This window comes from Rhizobium sp. LCM 4573, from assembly GCF_001854865.1.
Classification (GTDB): Bacteria; Pseudomonadota; Alphaproteobacteria; order Rhizobiales; family Rhizobiaceae; genus Neorhizobium.
The window spans coordinates 1-18,862 of the sequence record NZ_MDDW01000028.1 but is presented as its reverse complement, the minus strand read 5'-3'; the positions used below and the strand labels follow the sequence as shown (position 1 = coordinate 18,862).

The following is an 18,862-nucleotide window of genomic DNA, read 5'->3' as shown; positions in this document are numbered from 1 at the left end:
TCACATACGGCGCGTATGTCAATTCACATACGAGGCGTATGCGAATAATTTTCGGAGTCTGCATGGCGCACAAACCACGCAAGGAAATGATCGCAGAAACTCGGGGCAAGCTTGTGGCGGCCGCACGGCAGGCCTTCGCATCCAAGGGATACGCGAATGCCTCCATGGACGATTTCACCGCCGAAGCGGGATTGACGCGCGGCGCGCTCTACCACCACTTCGGCGACAAGAAAGGCCTGCTGCAAGCGGTCATCGGGGAAATCGACGCGGAAATGTCGGACCGGCTCTGCGCAATCTCCAGCAAGGCCCCGACCGCGTGGCAGGGCTTCGTGGATGAATTCACGGCCTATATCGAGATGGCGCTGGAACCGGAAATACAGCGCATCATGCTGCTCGACGGACCCGCTGTCCTCGGAGACCCGTCCCAATGGCAGAACCAGAGCGCCTGCATCAGAACGACCACGGCCAGCATCCAGAGGCTCGTCGATGAGGGAATCGTCCTCCCGGTCGACGCGGAAGCGACCGCACGGCTGGTAAACGGCGCTTCTCTCAGCGCGGCCCTGTGGATCGCGAGTGCCGACGATCCGGAAGCCGCTTCCAGAAAAGCGGTCGCGGCTTTCAACGTGCTGGTCTCGGGCCTTTTGAAGAAGCGGAAGCAGGAATAGGATCGCCCTGCACGGGGCGCATGGCAGATATTCCGAAAACGCAGGTTGTCCGACAACTACAAGGCGGCAAATGTCACGGATGACTCACCGTTCAGCCGCGCATCGCCTCATGGTCATTTCGATCCGGCATTCATTTGAGGGATCGACGTTTTCATGACACCTCGGGCAACCGGCCTTGTTTTCGCGCTCACGGCCGTAACGATCTTCTCGGTTCAGGACGGCATTTCGAAACACCTCGGCAGCCATTATCCGCCGGTCTTCATCACCATGATGCGTTACTGGGCCTTCGCGGCCTTCGCGATCCTTCTGGCGATGCGTTCCGCCGGCGGCCTGAAGGCGGCGGCGAGGACGAAGCGGCCCTTTCTGCAGATCTCGCGCGGCGTAATCCTGGCCGTTCAGATCGTCGTTGCAATATCTGCCTTTGCAACGGTCGGGCTTGCCCAAAGCCAGGCGATCTTTCAATCGGCTCCCCTGCTCGTCGCGCTGCTTTCCGTGCCGATCCTCGGTGAGCAGGTCGGCTGGCGGCGCTGGACGGCCATCACGATCGGCTTCATCGGCGTCCTCATGATCCTGAAACCCGAGACCGGCGGCTTCGATGGCATGGTCCTGCTGCCGATCGCGGGCGCCGTGATCTACAGCTTCTATGCGATCACCACGCGGCTTGCGAGCCGCGACGACCCGGCGATAACCAGCTTCTTCTATACCGGCGTTGCCGGTGCTGCCGCCATCACGCTGGCCGGGCCGTTCTACTGGACCACGTTCACCCCGACCGACACCCTGTGGATGCTGGCGCTCTGCGCCACCGGCATGGTCGGACACTATCTTCTGATCCGAGCCTTCGATCTCGTGGATGCGGTGATCGTGCAGTCCATGTCCTATATCCAGCTGGTGCTGGTCTCTTTCATCGGCGTGCTGATCTATGGGGAAACGCTCGGCTTCAACATGGTCGTCGGTTCGCTGATTGTGGTGGGTGCGGGGCTTTTCACCATCTATCGGGAGGCGCGCGCCGGACGGGCCTCCCAAGTCCCGGTGGAGCCTCCCGGCGAGCTTTAGGCGCATCATCATCAAATACGGTGATGATTCACCCCAACAAAACTCGTTTTGGGGAAAGCGATCGCAGCGGTATGATCCCGCGCAAGTCAGGAGGAGACGTCATGACCCAGACTGCCCGCCAATCCCTGCCCTGGCTTATCATCGCCGCGGGTTCGATCATCATCATGCTGACCTTCGGCCCGCGCTCGGCCATGGGCTTCTTCCAGCTTCCGATATTGACCGATACCGGTTGGGACCGCTCCACCTTCGGGCTCGCCATGGCGATCCAGAACCTTTGCTGGGGGCTGAGCCAGCCCTTCTTCGGCGCGATCGCCGACAAATACGGTACGGGCCGGGTGCTGACGCTGGCGGGCCTGATCTATGCGGTCGGTCTCGTGCTGATGTCGACGGGCCATTCCGTCGCCGCGCTCCACATCGGCGGTGGCGTGCTGGTCGGCTGCGGCGTGGGTGCCGGCTCGCTCGGTACGGTGCTTGCGGCCTTTGCCCGCAATGTCACGCCCCAGCAGCGTTCTCTCGCCTTCGGCATCGGCACGGCTGCCGGTTCGGCCGGCATGTTCCTGTTCGCGCCGCTCAYACAGGGCCTGATCTCCGCCTATGGCTGGTCGGACAGCCTCGTCTATCTTTCCGTRCTCATGCTGCTTGTGCCACTGCTCGCCTACCCGCTTCGCGGCAATGCCGCGTCGGGTGCGCAGTCACAGGCCGAATTCAAGCAGACGGCGGGCGAGGCTCTCAAGGAGGCCTTCGGGCACCAGAGCTATCTGCTGCTGGTTTCCGGCTTCTTCGTCTGCGGCTTCCAGGTGGCCTTCATCACCGCGCATTTCCCGGCCTATCTCGGCGATATCGGCATCGACGCCCGCTATGCGGTGATCGCCATGGCGCTGATCGGCTTCTTCAACATCATCGGCTCGCTCGCCGCCGGCTTCATCGCCCAGCGTTATTCCAAGCCCTATTTCCTTGCCTATATCTATATTGCGCGCTCGATCGCGGTCACGGCTTTCCTGCTGCTGCCGCAGACGCCGCTTTCGGTCATCGTCTTCGCAATCGTCATGGGCCTGCTATGGCTCTCCACCGTGCCGCCGACAAATGCGCTGGTGGCCATCATGTTCGGAACCCGCCATCTCGGCATGCTCGGCGGCATCGTCTTCCTGTCGCATCAGGTGGGATCGTTCCTCGGCGTATGGATGGGCGGCTTCCTCTACGACCGCTTCGGCTCCTATGACGTGGTCTGGTGGCTTGGCGTTGCGCTCGGCATTTTCGCCGCGATCGTCCATTGGCCGATTGCCGAAAAGCCCGTCTCCCGCCCGCTCGCGGCTCAGCCGGCCTGACGCTCGTCACCGCTCGCCATGGCCTTCAGCGCCGCCTGCACGAAACCGTCGCGGGCGGCGTTTTCCGTCAGCCCGCGCGGCTCATAGACATGCCTGTGCAGGAAATAGCCGGTGAGCCTGAAGGCGGCAGCAAGGCTCTCCCGGTCGGCTGCAACGCCCGCTTCCTCCCCGAGGAATGCCGGCAGGGCAAGCATCCGCTCCGCATAGGGCTCGCCGGCCTGACGGCAGACGGCGCGGCCGCTCTTCGGCGAAACGTAGACGAGCTCCTCGCGGCTTCCGGTGGCCGCGCATTCGGTAAGATCAAGGCCGTAGCCGAGATCGTTCAGCACCGCCAATTCGAAGCGGATGAAGAGTTCCCCCGCATCGGCAGGGTGATCCATGGCTTCCAGGATAATATCGAGAGCTTCGAAAAGATGTGGGTGCGGATCGCGCTCCGGCAGCAGCCGCAAAAGCGCGCCCATGGCCTGAACGCCGTAGACGGCGGTAGCCGTCTCCATCAGCCGGGCTGCGCGCAGGCGGATCGRCTCCAGCTTGAATTCGCCGAGATGCTCGTCGWGGCGAGCGCGCCACACCGCGTCCACATGATTTCCCGGCTGCARCACCGGCTGCATAGTCCGCGAACGACCGGAGCGCACGAGGCCGAGATGGCGGCCGCGCGAACGCGTCATCACCTCGGCGATGACGCTCGTCTCGCCATGGCGCTTGACGCCCAGGATGATCGCTTCGTCCTGCCACTGCATGCGGAGATTCAACTTCCTTTCAAACAGATTCAACACTAGCGGATAAGCGCCTAGAACTGAATCGGTTTCTAATCTCGGTCGTCACTCTCTTCTCTGAGGTCGAGCGGGAACAAATGGCGGGGGATGCGGATTTTCCCGGGAACTTTCATAACCGGGGGCTCCCATGAGATATGCTATTCTTGCCGCTCTGCTTCTTGCATCACCCGCCGCCGCCCAGTCGCCGCAACTGGAGCAGGCCTGCGTGGCTGTCGCGAAGAATTTCCTGCTGGCCCCGGTCCTGAAGACGGGCGTCGTGCAATCCTTCCCGGAACTCGACCCGCCCGGCGCGCGCCTGACCTATACGACGCGCGAGGACGCCAAGCCCACGGATTTCACTAACGAGATCGAATGCCAGTTCGAGAAGGCGACCGCCCCCTTCGGCCTCACCCGTTTCTGCATCGAGGAGACCTGCTATTCGGCGACCGAACAGCAGCCGGAGAACCGCCGCCGCTATGAGGAGGTCAAGGCGCTGATGCAAAGGGGGAAGTAGCGCTTTCACGCGGGCCGCCATTGCCCCTCACTCCGCCTGCGGAGAGAAGGTGGCGGCAGCCGAATGAGGGGTAATTTTCCCGGCCCGTCGCTTGAGCTCCGGGCGTTCGTCGCTGCAATCGATTCACTGGATCGATTGCTGCCGCTTCGCGGCATCGCTCCTCACCCCTTGGGAAATTCCAGCCCCATTTCGCGGAAGCGCTCCGGATCGTCGCCCCAGTTCTCGCGCACCTTGACGAAGAGGAAGAGGTGCACCGGCTGTTCGAGGATTTCGGACAGCTCCTTGCGGGACGCGGTGGAGATCGCCTTGATCGCCTCGCCGCCCTTGCCGAGCGCGATCTTCTTCTGGCTGTCGCGCTCCACATAGATGACCTGCTCGATGCGCACCGAGCCGTCTTTGCGCTCCTCCCACTTCTCCGTTTCCACATGGGAGGAATAGGGAAGCTCCTGATGCAAGCGCAGGAACAGCTTCTCGCGGGTGATCTCGGCAGCAAGCTGACGCATCGGCAGATCGGAAATCTGGTCTTCCGGGTAATACCAGGGGCCTTCAGGCACCGCCTTGGCGAGGTAATCCATCAGATCGCCGCAGCCCGAGCCGGTAGTGGCCGAAATCATGAAGGTGCGCTCGAAGGGCACGAATTCATTTGCCGCCGACGCGAGCTTCAGCAAGTCTTCCGGCCTTACGCGGTCGATCTTGTTGAGCGCCAGGATCTTCGGCTGGCGCACTTCCTTGAGACCTTCGAGGATCGCCTCGGCGTCGCCGCGCAGGCCCCGCTCGCTGTCGATCAGAAGCATGATCAGGTCGGCATCCTTGGCGCCGCCCCAGGCGCTCGTCACCATGGCGCGGTCCAGCCGGCGGCGCGGCTTGAAGATGCCGGGCGTATCCATGAAGACGATCTGGGCATTGTCGTGGATAGCAATGCCGCGCACGATTGCCCGCGTCGTCTGCACCTTGTGGCTGACGATCGAGACCTTTGCGCCGACCAGCTGGTTCACCAGGGTCGACTTGCCCGCATTCGTGGCGCCGATCAGCGCCACGAAGCCGGAGCGCGTGCCAACAGCTTCGTTTTCGCCGGCGGCGATGTTCTCGTTTTCGGTCATCTTATCCAATCAATCCGAGGCGACCGGCTTCTGCCACACGCCCTCGCGTTCGAGCATTCTCGTTGCCGCCACCTGTTCGGCGGCTCTTTTGGACCGGTCGATGCCGGTTTCCGGCGCCACGCCCGCCACTTCCACCGTCACGGTGAAGCGCGGGTCGTGATCGGGGCCGGAACGGTCGTCGACGCGGTAGGACGGCGTCAGGCCGAATTTCGCATGCGCCCATTCCTGCAGTTCGGTCTTGGCATCGCGCCTCGCGCCGTCGGCGCGGGCGGCGCGGGCTTGCCAATAGCGCAGGATGAAGGCACGCGCCGCCTCCAGCCCACCATCAAGATAGAGCGCGGCGATCAGGCTTTCCACCACGTCCGCGCGCACATTCATCATCCGCTTGCCGGTGAGCTTCTTGACGTCCGCGCCGGTGCGGATGAACCGGTGGAGCTGCAATTCGTCCGCCACATCCGCGCAGCTCTCGGCGCTGACGAGCTGGTTCAGGCGAACCGAAAGTTCGCCTTCGGCCGCCGTGCGGAACGTACGGAACAGGAGTTCGGCCACGCAGAGCCCGAGCACGCGATCGCCCAGGAATTCCAGCCGCTCGTAATTCGCGCCCTTGGCGGAACCGGTGCTCGCATGGGTGAGCGCCCGGTCAAGCCAGTGCTTGTCAACGAATTCATGGCCGATGGCTGCCTCGAGCTGTGCCCTCTCCTCCTCCGACAGAGCCTTTGCCTTCATCATCTGACGACCTTGAAAAGCCTCTCCCATCTCATGTTCGCCGGCCACTTCCAGAACTCGCGGAACGAGGTGTCGTTGCCGATCGAGAAGAAGATGACGCTGGCGCGGCCGATCAGGTTTTCAGCCGGAACGAAGCCGACGTCGAAACGGCTATCGAGGGAATTGTCGCGGTTGTCGCCCATGAAGAAATAGTGGCCTTCCGGCACGATGAACTCGCGGGTGTTGTCGCCGCGGGACATGGGCGACTGGTCGAGCGTGTCATAGGTCACGCCGTTGTCCAGCGTCTCGCGGAAGACCGGCACGTCGGCGCCCGGATCGAGGCGATAATCGGAGGTGAAAGTCCCGTCGGCCTGCTTCGGAACCGGCTGCCCGTTGATATAGAGCACACCGTCGGTCACCTGGACCCGATCGCCCGGAAGGCCGACAAGGCGCTTGATGTAATCGACGTTCGGATCGGTAGGCAGGCGGAAAACGATCACGTCGCCACGCTCGGGCTCACTGAATTCGAGGACGCGGCCGGAAAAGAGATCCGGCGAGAAAGGCAACGAATATTTCGAATAGCCGTAGGCGAACTTGTTGACGAAGATATAGTCTCCGACAAGCAGCGTCGGCATCATCGAACCGGAAGGGATTGTAAAAGGCTGGAAGAAGACGGTGCGGATGACCATTGCCAGCAGAAGCGCCTGAACGATGACTTTGATGTTTTCCCAAAGGGCGTTCTGCTTCTTTTCAACTTTTTCGGACACGTAACGGGTCTTTCTAATTCGGCCGCCTACCTGTCGGCGGGATCGCTGCTTTCTCTAAACGCTTCCAAATGCCGGGGCAATGGTTCTTAAGACCGTGCCGCGCTCATCACCTCTATGCAGGCAGCGCCTCGATGATTACATAGGCCTGTGCATAAGGATATTCGTCGGTTATGGTGATGTGGATCACCGGCTTGTGACCCGCCGGCATCATTCCGGAAAGCCGGGTGGCCGCGCCGCCGGTCAACACCATGGTCGGCTTGCCGCCGGGCAGGTTGACCACGCCCATATCCTTCCAGAAAACACCTTGTGCAAGGCCGGTTCCCAACGCCTTGGAACAGGCCTCCTTGGCTGCGAAACGCTTGGCATAGGAAGCGGCGCGGTTCTTGCGCCCATCGGATTTCTTCCGCTCGATTTCGGTGAAGCAGCGATGGGTGAAGCGCTCACCGAACCGTTTGATCGATTTCTCCACGCGGCGAATGTCGACGATGTCGCTGCCCAATCCGATGATCATGAGCTTCCTTTTCCGAGCAAATGCCTGAACCAAGTGGATCGCTGGCCTGACTTGGCCATTCCCGCCGCCTCAGTCAAGCATCAGCGGCGCCTCAACCCCGGACAGAGACATAGGTGATCGCACGGAAGAGGAAAGCCCGCAACTGCGCGAGCGGTCACGGTCCGACAAGGCGGAAGGTGACTCGCTCACATGGAAGGCGGATGTAGTGGAGGCTATGAAGCCTTCCAGAAAAGCAAAAGGCCTCGCGTATGTCCCGCGAAGCCTGCGCCGGCGGCGCTGCACGAATGCGCTGCCGCTCCTTTTTTAAGCGACCCTGACGATCAGTAGTACGTGCGGAACAGACCGCGGTCGATCTGCCGCTGACGGTATTCGAGGTCGATGCGGTCAACAGCGCCGTTCAGGTAAGCGATCTCGCGGTCCTCGGTGCTGGGCGCGCGAAGGGCGCGGGCGATTTTACGTACGGATTTCAACATGTTCTATCTCTCTTCTCTCTCATATTGCACCGCACCAATATAGTAACACCCTGGCCGGTCCACCAGCGCCGCGGAAGCTAGTCTGCCTTGCGCTGGAAGCATGGCGGAGAAAAGAGAAGGCTCATTTTTGGGCAGATACCGTCAGTCATAGACCCGCTTGACGGTGGATATGCAATCCAGCTCCTTCAATTGAATGAGCAGCTGGTTYAACTGGCGCAAGTCCCACACCTCGACATCGATGGTCATCTCGGAGAAATCCGTGGCGACCCGGCCCATGTCAAGCGAGCGGATGTTGATATCGAGCCGCGCCACCGCCTGCGCGACGGTCGCGAGCGTGCCGGGCTCGTTCAGGGCGTTGATGACCAGGCGCGCCATGAAGCGCGACTTGTTGGCCTCATCGAGATCCCAGCGGACGTCTATCCAACGCTCCGGCTGGTCGTCGAAATGCTGCAGGGCCGGCGCCTGGATGGGATAGATGGTAATCCCCTTGTCCTTTTCCATGATGCCGACGATACGGTCCCCCGGAACCGCGCCGCTCGACGCGAAATGGACTTCCATATTGCCGGAGAGGCCCCGGATGGGCAGCGGATCGGGCCCGGCCTCCTCTTCCTCCGCGCCCTCCTTGCGGCGGTCCGGAATCTTGAAGATCATGCCGGAGGCGCTGCGCATGTTGAACCAGCCCTCGTCGGCCGGCTTTACCGTCACGCGCTCGTCCTTGTAGTCCGGGAAGACGGCGCGCAGCACGTCGAGCGAGGAAAGCTCGCCGCGCCCGACCGACGCGATCGCGTCTTCGACATCCTTCTGCCCCAGCCGGTGCAGTGCCGGCTTCAGGACGTCCCGCGAGAAGACCTTTCCGGCGCGCTCGAAGGTCCGTTCCAGAATACGATGGCCGAGGCCGGCATATTGCTTGCGGATCGCCATGCGGGTCGCCCGGCGGATCGCCGCGCGGGCCTTGCCGGTAACCACGATCTCTTCCCACGCCGCCGGCGGCACCTGCACGCCGGAGCGGATGATCTCCACCTCGTCGCCGTTGTTGAGGCGCGTGACGAGCGGCATGATGCGACCGTTGATCTTCGCCCCCACCGTCGTATCGCCGATATTGGTGTGAACCRCATAGGCGAAATCGATCGGCGTCGCACCGCGTGGCAGGGCGATCAGCTTGCCCTTGGGCGTGAAGCAGAAGACCTGGTCCTGGAAGAGTTCAAGCTTGGTATGCTCGAGGAATTCTTCCGGATTGTCGCCCTCCGCAAGCGCCTCGATGGTATGGCGCAGCCAGGAATAGGCGTTGGATTCCTTGGAGAGGAGTTCGCCGCCATCATTCCCCTCCCCGTCCTTGTAGAGGRCATGGGCCGCGATACCGTATTCGGCGATTTCATGCATGCGCCTGGTGCGGATCTGCAGCTCGATGCGCTGGCGCGAAGGGCCCACGATCGTGGTGTGAATGGAGCGATAATCGTTCTGCTTGGGGGTGGAGATATAGTCCTTAAAACGCCCAGGCACGACACGCCAGCGGGTATGGACGATGCCGAGCGCCCGGTAGCAGGAAGGAATGTCTCCCACGATGATGCGGAAGCCGTAGACATCGGAAAGCTGTTCGAAGGAGAGCGACTTCGACTGCATCTTGCGGAAGACGGAATAGGGCTTCTTCTGCCGCCCCTTCACCACCGCGTCGATGAGGCCATTGGCGACCAGCAGGTCCTGCAGCTCGTCCTCGATCTTGGCGATGAGGCCCTCATTGCGGGCCGAAAGCTCGGCAAGACGCCTGGTGACGGTCTCGTAGGCTTCCGGGTTCATGTAGCGGAAGGACAGATCCTCCAACTCGTCGCGCATGTCCTGCATACCCATGCGGCCGGCGAGCGGCGCATAGATATCCATGGTCTCTTCGGAGATGCGGGCGCGCTTTTCCTGCGACATGTGCTCCAGCGTGCGCATGTTGTGCAGCCGGTCGGCGAGCTTCACCAGCAGCACGMGCACGTCATCGGAAATCGCCAGCAGGAGCTTGCGGAGGTTTTCGGCCTGCTTGGCCTTCTTGGTCACCAGATCGAGGCGTTTGAGCTTGGTGAGCCCCTCGACCAGCCGGCCGATATCCTCACCGAACAGTTCGTCGATCTCGGCTCGCGTCGCCGTGGTATCCTCGATCGTATCGTGCAGCAGAGCCACCGCGATGGTCGACTCGTCGAGATGCATGTCGGTGAGGATCGCCGCCACTTCGAGCGGATGGGAAATATAGGGATCGCCGCTGGCACGCTTCTGCTGGCCATGCTTCTGCATGGCATAGACATAAGCCTTGTTCAAAAGAGCTTCGTTGGCTTCGGGCTTGTACTTCTGCACCCGCTCCACGAGCTCATACTGCCGCATCATCCCGAAATAGGTCCCTAATTACTTTCTGAAAAAGAAATGGCGCGCCAATCGTCAGACTGGCGCAGCCATCATAATGCAGACAATCAGATTACGGCTATAGAATGAACGATTGGTAATCGCCCATGCTATCTGATCAGTAGTCGTCGCTCTTTTCCGGCGGCACGAGGCCTTCGATGCCGGCCAGCAGTTCTTCTTCCGACATCTGGTCGAAAGTGACGGTTTCCGGCAGGTCCTCTTCCTCCTCGCCGCGGTCCGCACCGGCGACCGCGCCGGCACCGGCGGCGATCAGCGAAGCCGGATCGGGCTCGGGCTCGTCCACTTCCACATGCTTCTGCAGCGAGTGGATCAGGTCTTCCTTGAGGTCGTCGGGCGAAAGCGTCTCATCGGCAATCTCGCGCAGCGCGACGACCGGGTTCTTGTCGTTGTCGCGGTCGACCGTGATGCCGGCGCCCTGCGAAATCTGCCGTGCGCGGTGGCTGGCGAGCAGCACCAGCTCAAACCGGTTATCGACTTTATCAATGCAATCTTCTACGGTGACACGGGCCATTGCCTGTCCTTTACGATCGGGAATTCTGCGGAATTGATACGCCCGATACAGGGAACGCGTGGCAAATTCAAGTTTTTCCTGCAGAATCCTTTTGCATCCCTGCCCTCTACGCTGTGAAAGGTATAGTCCGTGATTCAACCCAAAGATGCTTGGAATATCGCGAATCGTGCCATAAATGACTGATATATGAATAGTTCGTAATGTAATGGATTATTCTTCCGGCAGAAGATCAACTTATCGTTTTGCCGGCCATATAAAATAAAAGGGGATGGAGACCATATGTTTGATCCAAGAGAGAAGATTGCGCTCTTCATTGACGGTGCCAATCTTTACGCCGCCTCGAAAAGCCTCGGCTTCGATATCGACTACCGGAAGCTTCTGAAAGCGTTCCAGAAGCGCGGCTATCTTCTGCGCGCCTACTATTACACGGCGCTGATCGAGGATCAGGAATATTCCTCCATCCGCCCGCTTATCGATTGGCTTGACTACAACGGCTACAAGGTCGTCACCAAACCGGCCAAGGAATTCACGGACTCCATGGGCCGCCGCAAGATCAAGGGAAATATGGACATCGAACTTGCGATCGATGCCATGGAACAGTCCGAAACGGTGGATCACCTCGTGCTGTTTTCGGGCGACGGCGATTTCACCACGCTGGTCGAGGCGCTGCAGCGCAAGGGGCGCAAGGTTTCCGTGGTCTCCACGATGCAGACCCAGCCGCCGATGATCGCCGACGATCTGCGCCGCCAGGCCGATCACTTCATCGACCTGATGGTGCTGAAGCCGGAAATCGGACGCGATCCTTCGGAACGCCCGGCGCGCCCGGCTGAACCGGTGGAGCCGGCGGACGTCTGAATATTTCGAGAATCCGCGCCTGTTTTTCGGCGGCATCCCGCTCGGGATCGCGTTAAAAGAGGTGCATGCTTTTCGAACGCCCCAACGATGACATCCTCTACGAAGCGCTGGTCGCACGCGATCCGGCTTATGAAGGTTTTGCCTGGGCGGCGGTGAGAACCACCGGCATATTCTGCCGCCTCACCTGCCCGGCCCGAAAGCCGAAGCGGGAGAACACCGCTTTTTACGGCACGATAGCCGAATGCCTGGAGGCGGGTTTCCGCCCCTGCAGCCGATGCAAGCCGATGCTGAAACTCGGCGAGACCGATCCTGTCGTGTCTAAGCTGCTGCAGGCGCTCGACGCCGAACCGGAACGGCGCTGGAGCGAGGGCGACGTGGATGCGCTGGGCATAGATCCCTCCACCGCAAGACGCGCCTTCAAGCGGCAGTTCGGCATGAGTTTCCTGGAGATCGCCAGACTGCGGCGGATGGGAAAGGCCGCGGAGATGCTGACCTCCGGCGAGAGCGTCATCGATACGCAGCTTGAGGCGGGCTACTCCTCCGGAAGCGGCTTCCGCAGCGCCATCACCAAGCTGTTCGGCGCGGMTCCCGCCAATCTGCGCGACAAGACGCTGCTGCGGGCCGACTGGATCGAGACCCCGATCGGTCCGATGATGGCGATCGCCGACAGCCACGCTCTGCATTTGCTGGAATTCGCCGAGCGGAAGGCGCTTCCGGCGGAGATCCGGAGGCTGCAGCGTTACACCGGCAGCGGGATCGCCATGGGAAGACATCCGCCAATCGACCAGATCGAGGCTGAACTCGCAGCCTATTTCAACGGTGAAGACCGAGGCTTCCAAACGCGGCTTGCGGGCCACGGATCGCCTTTTCAGCGCAGGGTCTGGGAAGCGCTACGCGCGATCCCTACAGGCGGCATGAGAACCTATGGCGCACTCGCAATGGAACTCGGCGCGCCCTCCTCCACCCGCGCGGTGGCGGGCGCCAACGGCGCAAACCAGATCGCCATCGTCATTCCCTGCCATCGGGTGCTCGGCGCGGACGGGAGCCTCACCGGCTATGGCGGCGGCCTTTGGCGCAAGCGCTGGCTGCTAGAACATGAGAGGCGCATTGCGGCAAAAACACAGCGGGGTGAACCGGAAATGTTGGCCGCATCAGGCTGATTCAGCATCCGCCAGTTTCGCCTTACGGGCGCGGAAGATGGCCTCGACGATCAGCGAGAGCGGCAAGCCGATGGCAAGCGGGATAAAGAAATAGATGACGCGGAAAGCCACGAGCGAACCGATCGACGCATCCTCACCCATGACATGCCGCACGGTCGCTTCAAGCACACCAAGCCCACCCGGCGCGTGGGTGAGGAGGATCGCGAGATTGGCAAGCACGAAGGCCGTCGCAGCCTTCAGATAGCTCACATCGGCGGTCGCCGCCATGACCTCTCGCAGGCAGGCGGAAACCAGGGCGAAATTCACCGCGCCGATGACCGCCTGGGCGATGGCGATCCTGAGCGTCGGCATGCGGAACGTCCATTTGCGGATTTTCAGCGGCGCACGGACGAAGGCCGCGAGCGCGAGATATGCCGCGACGGCAAGCAGGCTCGCGGCTCCTATCCCCAAGATCGCGCCTTCCCTCAAACGCAGGACCTTGGCGGCATCGGCGGGATTGAGGATCAGAACCACACCGGAGAGGACGGCCATGCCGAGCCCGACAGTGACGCCGGAAAGCAGCACGATCTTCGTCACCTCCTCCGCGCTCATGCCCCAATGGGCATAGTAGCGGTATCGAAGCGCACCGCTGCTCAGCCCCGCAAGGCCGACGCTCTGGCCGATCGACAGCGACAGGAAGGAGGCGAGCGCGACCTTCGGATAGGCAAGGTCGTTGCGGACATAGCGTACGCCCGTCCAGTCGAAGCCCGTCAGGCAGAGATAGGAGGCGGCGGCAAAGCAGAGCGCCGTCAGCATGTTGGACGTGGGGATTGCCTGGACGGAATGGACGATATCGGCGACCGAGTATTCCCGAAACGTGAGATAGAGGAGATAGCCCGCTATCGCGATGCCAAAGACGACCGTGACATAGGTCAGGATGGCTTTTCGTTTCGTCATATGCGGTCGATGATGCGGTAAAAAGCCGGGTCGTCCGGGTTATAGCCGGGCGCGGTCCCGAGAAAGCTCACGTTCGTCGCCGAAAGTTCGGCGATATCGGCAACATGGAAGAGCCGCCAGCCGGCACCCGTGCCGGAGGTCTGCCAGCCGCTAAGGGCCAATTGGCCGGTGCCGACAAAGCCGAGGATATGCGGGCGCACCTTTCTCGGCACGTCCTTGTAGCGCAGCTCGACCACCTTGCGGCCGTCGATGGCTTTCTTGATGATCTCGGCATAGGTCATGGCGGACCTCCCGCAATTCCCGATCCTCCTTCAACGAAGAGACGCGGGAAAGGTTCACGGTCGCGCACATGTCTGGAACACTATGCGGGCACCGAACCGGACGTCAGTTGTCCTTCAAGAGCCGGGACTTCTGCCGGTTCCAGTCGCGCTCCTTCTCCGTCTCGCGCTTGTCGTGCAGTTTCTTGCCCTTGGCCAATGCGAGTTCGAGCTTGGCGCGACCCTTTTCGTTGAAATAGATCTTCAGCGGCACGAGCGTCATGCCTTCGCGATTGATGCCGGCGCGCAGCCGGTTGATCTCGCGCTTGCTGAGCAGCAGCTTGCGGCGGCGGCGCGGCTCGTGATTGAAGCGGTTCGCCTGGAGATATTCCGGCAGATGCGAATTGATCAGCCAGATTTCCTCGCCCTCGTCCGAAGCGTAGGATTCCGCGATATTGGCCTTGCCATCACGCAGCGACTTCACCTCCGTCCCCGTCAGGACGAGGCCCGCCTCGTAGGTATCGATGATCTCATAATTGAAGCGGGCCTTGCGATTTTCCGCGACAATCTTGTTGACCGTGCGCTGGCTGCCTTTGGGTGCCATGGTGAAAAAGTCCGTCCTGCCCTTTGATAAAGGATTGTTCCCCGTCCGCGGGCGACGGACGGGGTTCTGTCATCCATATGTAATGTGCGGGCGACGCAAAGTGAAGCAAGGGCGGCGAGGATGCCGCCTCAGTTCAGCAGCCCCGCGTGGCGGAGTGCTGCATCGATCGCCGCTTCGGTCGCCGGCTCCAGGGTGGAGAGCAGCGGCGAGCGCACCGTGCGGTTCATGCCACGGGTCCTGAACAGACCATATTTGGCGCCGCAAAGGCCCGGCTCCAGGAAGATCGCCTTGTGCAGCGGCATCAGCCGGTCGTGATATTCCAAGGCCGTTGCGTAGTCGCCGGCGAGCGTCGCCTTCTGGAACTCGGCGCAAAGACGCGGCGCGACATTGGCCGTCACCGAAATGCAGCCGACACCGCCATGCGCGTTGAAGCCGAGCGCGGTCGCATCCTCGCCCGAAAGCTGGACGAATTCCTTGCCGCAGGCGATGCGCTGCTCGGAGACGCGCTCGATCTTGCCGGTGGCATCCTTGACGCCGGCGATGTTCTTGTGCGCCTTGGCAAGCGCTCCCATGGTCTCGGGCGTCATATCGATGACGGAACGGCCGGGAATGTTATAGATGATGATCGGCAGGTTCACGGCTTCCGCAATCGCCGAATAATGGGCGTACAGCCCCTTCTGCGTCGGCTTGTTGTAGTAAGGCGTCACCACCAACAGGGCATCGGCGCCAACCATTTCGGCATGCTGGGCAAGCTCGATCGCCTCTCGGGTGTTATTGGAGCCCGCACCGGCGATGACCGGCACGCGCTTCTTTGCAGTCTGCACGCAGATCTCCACGACGCGTTTGTGCTCCGCATGGGAAAGGGTGGGCGATTCCCCGGTTGTGCCGACCGGCACGAGGCCGTGGCTGCCTTCCCCGATCTGCCACTCCACATGGTCGGCAAAAGCCTGCTCATCCACCGCGCCATCGGCGGTGAAAGGGGTGACGAGGGCGGGCATAGATCCCTTGAACATGCGTAGACTCCCACTGGCCGGCCATCCATTCTTCGGCCGCAATCCATGATTAAAGGTGGGCACCATAGAGCGGCGGGAAAGCGGCGACAAGCGGAGACACGCGGGATTTTCAACGCAATCCCACCGGTGGGAGAACGCGCATTTTCGTGAGGTCCGGAAAGGTTTCATTAATCCGCGTGTCGGCTAATATGAATTGTCCATCGAGGGGGAAATCGTTGTCGCGAGCGACCGGATGAACAAGGCTGCCCTGCTCTTCTCGGCCTTCGGGCTCGGCCTGCCGGGACTGCCGCTTGCCGCGCCCCCTTCCGAAGGCAGCGTTCCGCTTCCCTACGTCCGACCGGACAATCCCCTGCCCGCGGCCATGCCGTTTCCCGACATGACGGGCGCCATTCCGCGGACGGAAAATCCGGTTCCGGCAGCGGACCTGAAGGCCGGRCTGGACGCCGTTTCCGCCGGCAATGCGGCATCGGCCCGCGAAATCCGCGACCGGATGACGAAGGGTTCGCTCGACCACCATATCCTCACCTGGGCGATCGCGACATCCGGCCTTTCCGGCGTACCTTCCTATGAGATCGCCGCCGCGCAGCGGGAGCTTGCGGGCTGGCCGGGACTGAAATCCCTGCGCGCCCATTCCGAGCGGGCACTCTATTGGGAAAATCCGACGCCGAAACAGGTGCTTGCCGCTTTCGGCAAGACAAAGCCCGAGACCGTGGAAGGCGCGATCATTCTCTCCCGCGCATTGGTCGCGACGGGGAGTACGGCGGAGGCAGCCGCAACGCTTCGCTCGATCTGGAGTTCCAAGACGCTCGACACGCCCACCGAGGATAATATCCTCGAGGAATTTTCATCGCTGCTGACGCCTGCCGATCACAAGACGCGCATGGCCTACCTGCTCTATCGCAGCCGAGCCGCCCAAGCGAAGCGCTTTGCGGACCTCGCGGGAGCGCAATCCTTCCACAAGGCCTGGAGCGCGATGATCGGCAACGCAAAGAACGCCGAAGCCCTGGTCAAGGCCACCGACCCATCCTGGGCGAACGACCCGGCCTATCTCTTCGTCCGCATCGAGCTCCTGCGCCGGCAGGACAAGTACCGCGAAGCGGCCGCATTGCTGGACAAGGCTCCGCGCGAGGCTTCCCGCCTCATCAACACCACCGAATGGTGGAACGAGCGCCGCATCATCGCGCGCGGCCTCGCTGACGAGGGCGATTTCAAGGAAGCCTACCGGATCGTCTCCAACCATGCCTCCACGCTGCCAGCGGACATCGCGGATGCGGAGTTCCATGCCGGCTGGTACGCATTGAGGCAGCTCAAGGATCCCGCGGCGGCGGAGAAGCATTTCCGCCGGATTCTCGACGCTTCGAAGCGACCGCTCTCCGCCTCTCGAGCTCTTTACTGGCTCGGCCGCGCCGCAGAGGCCGGCGGGCCCGGCAAGGCTGCCGAATTCTATGAGCAGGCGGCACGATATCCCGGAACCTTCTACGGCCAACTTGCCGCCGCGCGCCTCGATATCCGGACACTCAACGTCGCCTACCCCTCCCCTACGGCCGCCGATCAGAAGGCGCTCGAGAGCCGGGAAGCGGTCAAGGCGATAGACGTGCTCGAAAGCGCCGGCCAGGACAGGCGCGCGGAGGTGCTCTACAAGGCGCTTGCGGAGGAGATCGACAGCCCAGGCGAGCTTGCGATCCTGACCGCGCGAGCCGAGCGCGACGGCAARCACAATCTTTCGCTGGAAATGGGCAAGGCCGCCTTCGCACGCGGCATCGACGCCGCTGCGCTCGCCTTTCCGATCGGCGTCATTCCCGCAGGCGCGGATATCGCCGGATCGGGCAAGGCGCTCGCCTATGCGATCGCCAGGCAGGAGAGTGCCTTCAATTCGGGCGCGGTATCCACCGCCAATGCGCGCGGCTTGCTCCAGCTTCTGCCGGGCACGGCTCAAGGGGTCGCCAAGCGCCATGGCCTTTCCTATGCGCCAGCCAAGCTTACCAGCGACGCCGGTTACAACGCGACGCTGGGAGCACACTATCTCGGAGAGCAGATAGATACGTTCGGCGGCTCCTATATCCTCACCTTCATCGCCTATAATGCCGGCCCTCGCCGGGTGCGGGAATGGGTGGCGCGCTACGGCGATCCGCGCGGGAAACCGCTCGACGAGGTGATCGACTGGATCGAACGCATACCTTTCCCCGAGACCCGCAATTACGTGCAGCGGGTGATGGAGAATTACGAGGTCTACAAGACGCGGCTCGGGCAGCAGGCCGAGATCGAATCCGATCTGAGATTCGGCCGGCAGTAGCTCTCGCGGCCGGGTGAAAACAGAAAACCGGATAGAAACTTGAACCCAGATCACTGACAAAGGACGATAGCGTCTCTTTCGTCACCATACTTGTTTCGAACATCCGACCACACAGCGGCACTCGAATTCCTATAACATAATCCAAAACTTGGAGAGACGGACAGGTTCTCGACACTCGGCCGAGGATGACATTGCGCAGGTCAATAGGGTTCCCAAAAACGAAAAAGCCCGGCTCATTGAGCCGGGCTTTCCTATCCAATCTTCAGATCAGATTAGAAGTCGCGCTGCAGGCGGACGATACCGGACCAGGTGTCAGCGAGGTCATGATAACCGACGGAGACCTTCGAGGTCAGGCCTTCGGTGATCTGGTAGTTGACCGTTGCACCAGCTGCCCAGTCGTTCTCGCCACCGAAATCGCCATCGGCGTCCGTCTCGGTGTCCCAGAAGTACTGGAACTCAGGGATGATTTCCAGCTTGTCGGTAGCCTTGAACGAGTAAGCAACAGAGACGGTGGCTTCTGCGGCGGTGTAGTAGGCGTTTGCGCCAGAGGCGTAGATACCGGCTACGTGCAGAGTGCCCGGACCGACTTCAACCGAACCCCAAACGCGAACCGCGCCGTCTTCAGCACCGAAATCGTAGGAGCCGAGAACTTCGAGGGTTGCCGGGCCGAGGGTGGCCTGGATAACGCCTTCGAGGCCGACATCGTTGCCGTCGCGGCCATAGATGAAGTTGCTGCTTTCGAAGTCGTCAGACAGTTCGTCGACCTGGAGACCAGCCGTGAACGCGTCGCCCGAATAGATGTAGGCGATCGAGGTGAAGCGCGTCTGGTTGCTCAGGAAATCCAGTTCGCCCGGAAGGTCGTTATCCCACCAGCTGAGGTAGGTACCGGCCTTGAAACCGCCGAGCTGCAGGTAAACTTCGTCGAAGTAGAAGTTGTCTTCCGCAGTCGAACCGGAGTTGTCACGCGA

At 61.6% G+C, this 18,862-nt stretch carries 20 protein-coding genes; 7 read left to right on the top strand and 13 right to left on the bottom strand.

Features of this window, described 5'->3' with window-relative positions:
- Window positions 1–62 precede the first annotated feature (62 nt).
- From LCM4573_RS22005 to LCM4573_RS21995, 3 genes are all read left to right on the top strand, one after another.
- Window positions 63–665 carry a TetR/AcrR family transcriptional regulator gene (locus LCM4573_RS22005; protein WP_071008572.1) on the top strand — a complete coding sequence of 201 codons (603 nt, stop codon included), beginning with the start codon at window positions 63–65 and terminating at the stop codon, window positions 663–665.
- 153 nt (window positions 666–818) lie between these two features.
- Window positions 819–1,718 carry a DMT family transporter gene (locus LCM4573_RS22000; RefSeq protein ID WP_071008571.1) on the top strand — a complete coding sequence of 300 codons (900 nt, stop codon included), beginning with the start codon at window positions 819–821 and terminating at the stop codon, window positions 1,716–1,718.
- A 101-nt stretch (window positions 1,719–1,819) separates the two neighbouring features.
- A complete protein-coding gene (locus LCM4573_RS21995; protein ID WP_071008570.1) occupies window positions 1,820–3,043 on the top strand; it encodes an MFS transporter in 1,224 nt (407 codons plus the stop codon).
- Here the strand turns inward: LCM4573_RS21995 and recO are convergent.
- Window positions 3,031–3,783 (bottom strand): DNA repair protein RecO, encoded by a 753-nt coding sequence (gene recO / locus LCM4573_RS21990; protein WP_071008569.1) that lies wholly within the window; start codon window positions 3,781–3,783, stop codon window positions 3,031–3,033. The genes LCM4573_RS21995 and recO overlap by 13 nt on opposite strands.
- A gap of 163 nt (window positions 3,784–3,946) precedes the next feature.
- Here recO and LCM4573_RS21985 point away from each other — a divergent pair, with 163 nt between their 5' ends.
- Window positions 3,947–4,312 (top strand): hypothetical protein, encoded by a 366-nt coding sequence (locus LCM4573_RS21985; protein ID WP_071008568.1) that lies wholly within the window; start codon window positions 3,947–3,949, stop codon window positions 4,310–4,312.
- Window positions 4,313–4,473: 161 nt separating this feature from the next.
- Here the strand turns inward: LCM4573_RS21985 and era are convergent, their stop codons facing one another.
- From era to rpoZ, 7 genes are all read right to left on the bottom strand, one after another.
- Window positions 4,474–5,412 carry a GTPase Era gene (gene era / locus LCM4573_RS21980; protein WP_071008567.1) on the bottom strand — a complete coding sequence of 313 codons (939 nt, stop codon included), beginning with the start codon at window positions 5,410–5,412 and terminating at the stop codon, window positions 4,474–4,476.
- A gap of 9 nt (window positions 5,413–5,421) precedes the next feature.
- Window positions 5,422–6,141 carry a ribonuclease III gene (gene rnc, locus LCM4573_RS21975; RefSeq protein ID WP_071008566.1) on the bottom strand — a complete coding sequence of 240 codons (720 nt, stop codon included), beginning with the start codon at window positions 6,139–6,141 and terminating at the stop codon, window positions 5,422–5,424.
- A complete protein-coding gene (gene lepB, locus LCM4573_RS21970; protein WP_071008565.1) occupies window positions 6,138–6,884 on the bottom strand; it encodes a signal peptidase I in 747 nt (248 codons plus the stop codon). Before lepB ends, rnc begins: the two co-directional genes overlap by 4 nt.
- A gap of 112 nt (window positions 6,885–6,996) precedes the next feature.
- On the bottom strand, window positions 6,997–7,395 hold the full coding sequence (gene acpS / locus LCM4573_RS21965; RefSeq protein ID WP_071008564.1) for a holo-ACP synthase: 399 nt from the start codon (window positions 7,393–7,395) through the stop codon (window positions 6,997–6,999).
- Between the two features lie 320 nt (window positions 7,396–7,715).
- Window positions 7,716–7,868 carry a DUF3563 family protein gene (locus LCM4573_RS21960; RefSeq protein ID WP_071008563.1) on the bottom strand — a complete coding sequence of 51 codons (153 nt, stop codon included), beginning with the start codon at window positions 7,866–7,868 and terminating at the stop codon, window positions 7,716–7,718.
- 141 nt (window positions 7,869–8,009) lie between these two features.
- A complete protein-coding gene (locus LCM4573_RS21955) occupies window positions 8,010–10,229 on the bottom strand; it encodes a bifunctional (p)ppGpp synthetase/guanosine-3',5'-bis(diphosphate) 3'-pyrophosphohydrolase (protein ID WP_071008562.1) in 2,220 nt (739 codons plus the stop codon).
- A gap of 133 nt (window positions 10,230–10,362) precedes the next feature.
- On the bottom strand, window positions 10,363–10,776 hold the full coding sequence (gene rpoZ, locus LCM4573_RS21950) for a DNA-directed RNA polymerase subunit omega (RefSeq protein ID WP_071008561.1): 414 nt from the start codon (window positions 10,774–10,776) through the stop codon (window positions 10,363–10,365).
- Between the two features lie 279 nt (window positions 10,777–11,055).
- Between rpoZ and LCM4573_RS21945 the strand changes: the two genes are divergently transcribed.
- A complete protein-coding gene (locus LCM4573_RS21945; protein WP_046792939.1) occupies window positions 11,056–11,631 on the top strand; it encodes an NYN domain-containing protein in 576 nt (191 codons plus the stop codon).
- A 65-nt stretch (window positions 11,632–11,696) separates the two neighbouring features.
- Window positions 11,697–12,791, top strand: a complete 1,095-nt coding sequence (locus LCM4573_RS21940; RefSeq protein ID WP_071008560.1) for a bifunctional transcriptional activator/DNA repair enzyme AdaA — start codon at window positions 11,697–11,699, stop codon at window positions 12,789–12,791.
- Here LCM4573_RS21940 and LCM4573_RS21935 read toward each other — a convergent pair.
- The 4 genes from LCM4573_RS21935 to dapA form a co-directional block, all read right to left on the bottom strand.
- Complete coding sequence (locus LCM4573_RS21935; protein ID WP_071008559.1) at window positions 12,783–13,727, bottom strand: YbhN family protein; 945 nt, start codon at window positions 13,725–13,727, stop codon at window positions 12,783–12,785. The genes LCM4573_RS21940 and LCM4573_RS21935 overlap by 9 nt on opposite strands.
- Window positions 13,724–14,008 carry a hypothetical protein gene (locus LCM4573_RS21930; RefSeq protein ID WP_071008558.1) on the bottom strand — a complete coding sequence of 95 codons (285 nt, stop codon included), beginning with the start codon at window positions 14,006–14,008 and terminating at the stop codon, window positions 13,724–13,726. The genes LCM4573_RS21935 and LCM4573_RS21930 overlap by 4 nt, the downstream gene beginning before the upstream one ends.
- 103 nt (window positions 14,009–14,111) lie before the next feature.
- The gene (gene smpB, locus LCM4573_RS21925; protein WP_071008557.1) at window positions 14,112–14,588 is read right to left on the bottom strand and encodes an SsrA-binding protein SmpB; all 477 of its coding nucleotides are present in this window, start codon (window positions 14,586–14,588) and stop codon (window positions 14,112–14,114) included.
- A gap of 128 nt (window positions 14,589–14,716) precedes the next feature.
- A complete protein-coding gene (gene dapA, locus LCM4573_RS21920) occupies window positions 14,717–15,601 on the bottom strand; it encodes a 4-hydroxy-tetrahydrodipicolinate synthase (protein ID WP_071008556.1) in 885 nt (294 codons plus the stop codon).
- A 232-nt stretch (window positions 15,602–15,833) separates the two neighbouring features.
- Here dapA and LCM4573_RS21915 point away from each other — a divergent pair, with 232 nt between their 5' ends.
- The gene (locus tag LCM4573_RS21915; protein ID WP_071009191.1) at window positions 15,834–17,894 is read left to right on the top strand and encodes a transglycosylase SLT domain-containing protein; all 2,061 of its coding nucleotides are present in this window, start codon (window positions 15,834–15,836) and stop codon (window positions 17,892–17,894) included.
- 272 nt (window positions 17,895–18,166) lie between these two features.
- Here the strand turns inward: LCM4573_RS21915 and LCM4573_RS21910 are convergent.
- Window positions 18,167–18,862 (bottom strand): porin (locus tag LCM4573_RS21910; protein WP_071008555.1); only part of this gene is annotated, 696 nt, incomplete at its 5' end.

Excerpts from the sequence above, each read along its gene's own strand:
- smpB (WP_071008557.1), bottom strand. The coding sequence starts at position 14,588 with ATGGCACCCAAAGGCAGCCAGCGCACGGTCAACAAGATTGTCGCGGAA.
- LCM4573_RS21960 (WP_071008563.1), bottom strand. The coding sequence starts at position 7,868 with ATGTTGAAATCCGTACGTAAAATCGCCCGCGCCCTTCGCGCGCCCAGC.
- acpS (WP_071008564.1), bottom strand. The coding sequence starts at position 7,395 with ATGATCATCGGATTGGGCAGCGACATCGTCGACATTCGCCGCGTGGAG.
- dapA (WP_071008556.1), bottom strand. The coding sequence starts at position 15,601 with ATGTTCAAGGGATCTATGCCCGCCCTCGTCACCCCTTTCACCGCCGAT.
- LCM4573_RS21930 (WP_071008558.1), bottom strand. The coding sequence starts at position 14,008 with ATGACCTATGCCGAGATCATCAAGAAAGCCATCGACGGCCGCAAGGTG.
- LCM4573_RS21935 (WP_071008559.1), bottom strand. The coding sequence starts at position 13,727 with ATGACGAAACGAAAAGCCATCCTGACCTATGTCACGGTCGTCTTTGGC.
- LCM4573_RS22005 (WP_071008572.1), top strand. The coding sequence starts at position 63 with ATGGCGCACAAACCACGCAAGGAAATGATCGCAGAAACTCGGGGCAAG.
- era (WP_071008567.1), bottom strand. The coding sequence starts at position 5,412 with ATGACCGAAAACGAGAACATCGCCGCCGGCGAAAACGAAGCTGTTGGC.
- rpoZ (WP_071008561.1), bottom strand. The coding sequence starts at position 10,776 with ATGGCCCGTGTCACCGTAGAAGATTGCATTGATAAAGTCGATAACCGG.
- LCM4573_RS21985 (WP_071008568.1), top strand. The coding sequence starts at position 3,947 with ATGAGATATGCTATTCTTGCCGCTCTGCTTCTTGCATCACCCGCCGCC.
- LCM4573_RS22000 (WP_071008571.1), top strand. The coding sequence starts at position 819 with ATGACACCTCGGGCAACCGGCCTTGTTTTCGCGCTCACGGCCGTAACG.
- rnc (WP_071008566.1), bottom strand. The coding sequence starts at position 6,141 with ATGATGAAGGCAAAGGCTCTGTCGGAGGAGGAGAGGGCACAGCTCGAG.
- LCM4573_RS21945 (WP_046792939.1), top strand. The coding sequence starts at position 11,056 with ATGTTTGATCCAAGAGAGAAGATTGCGCTCTTCATTGACGGTGCCAAT.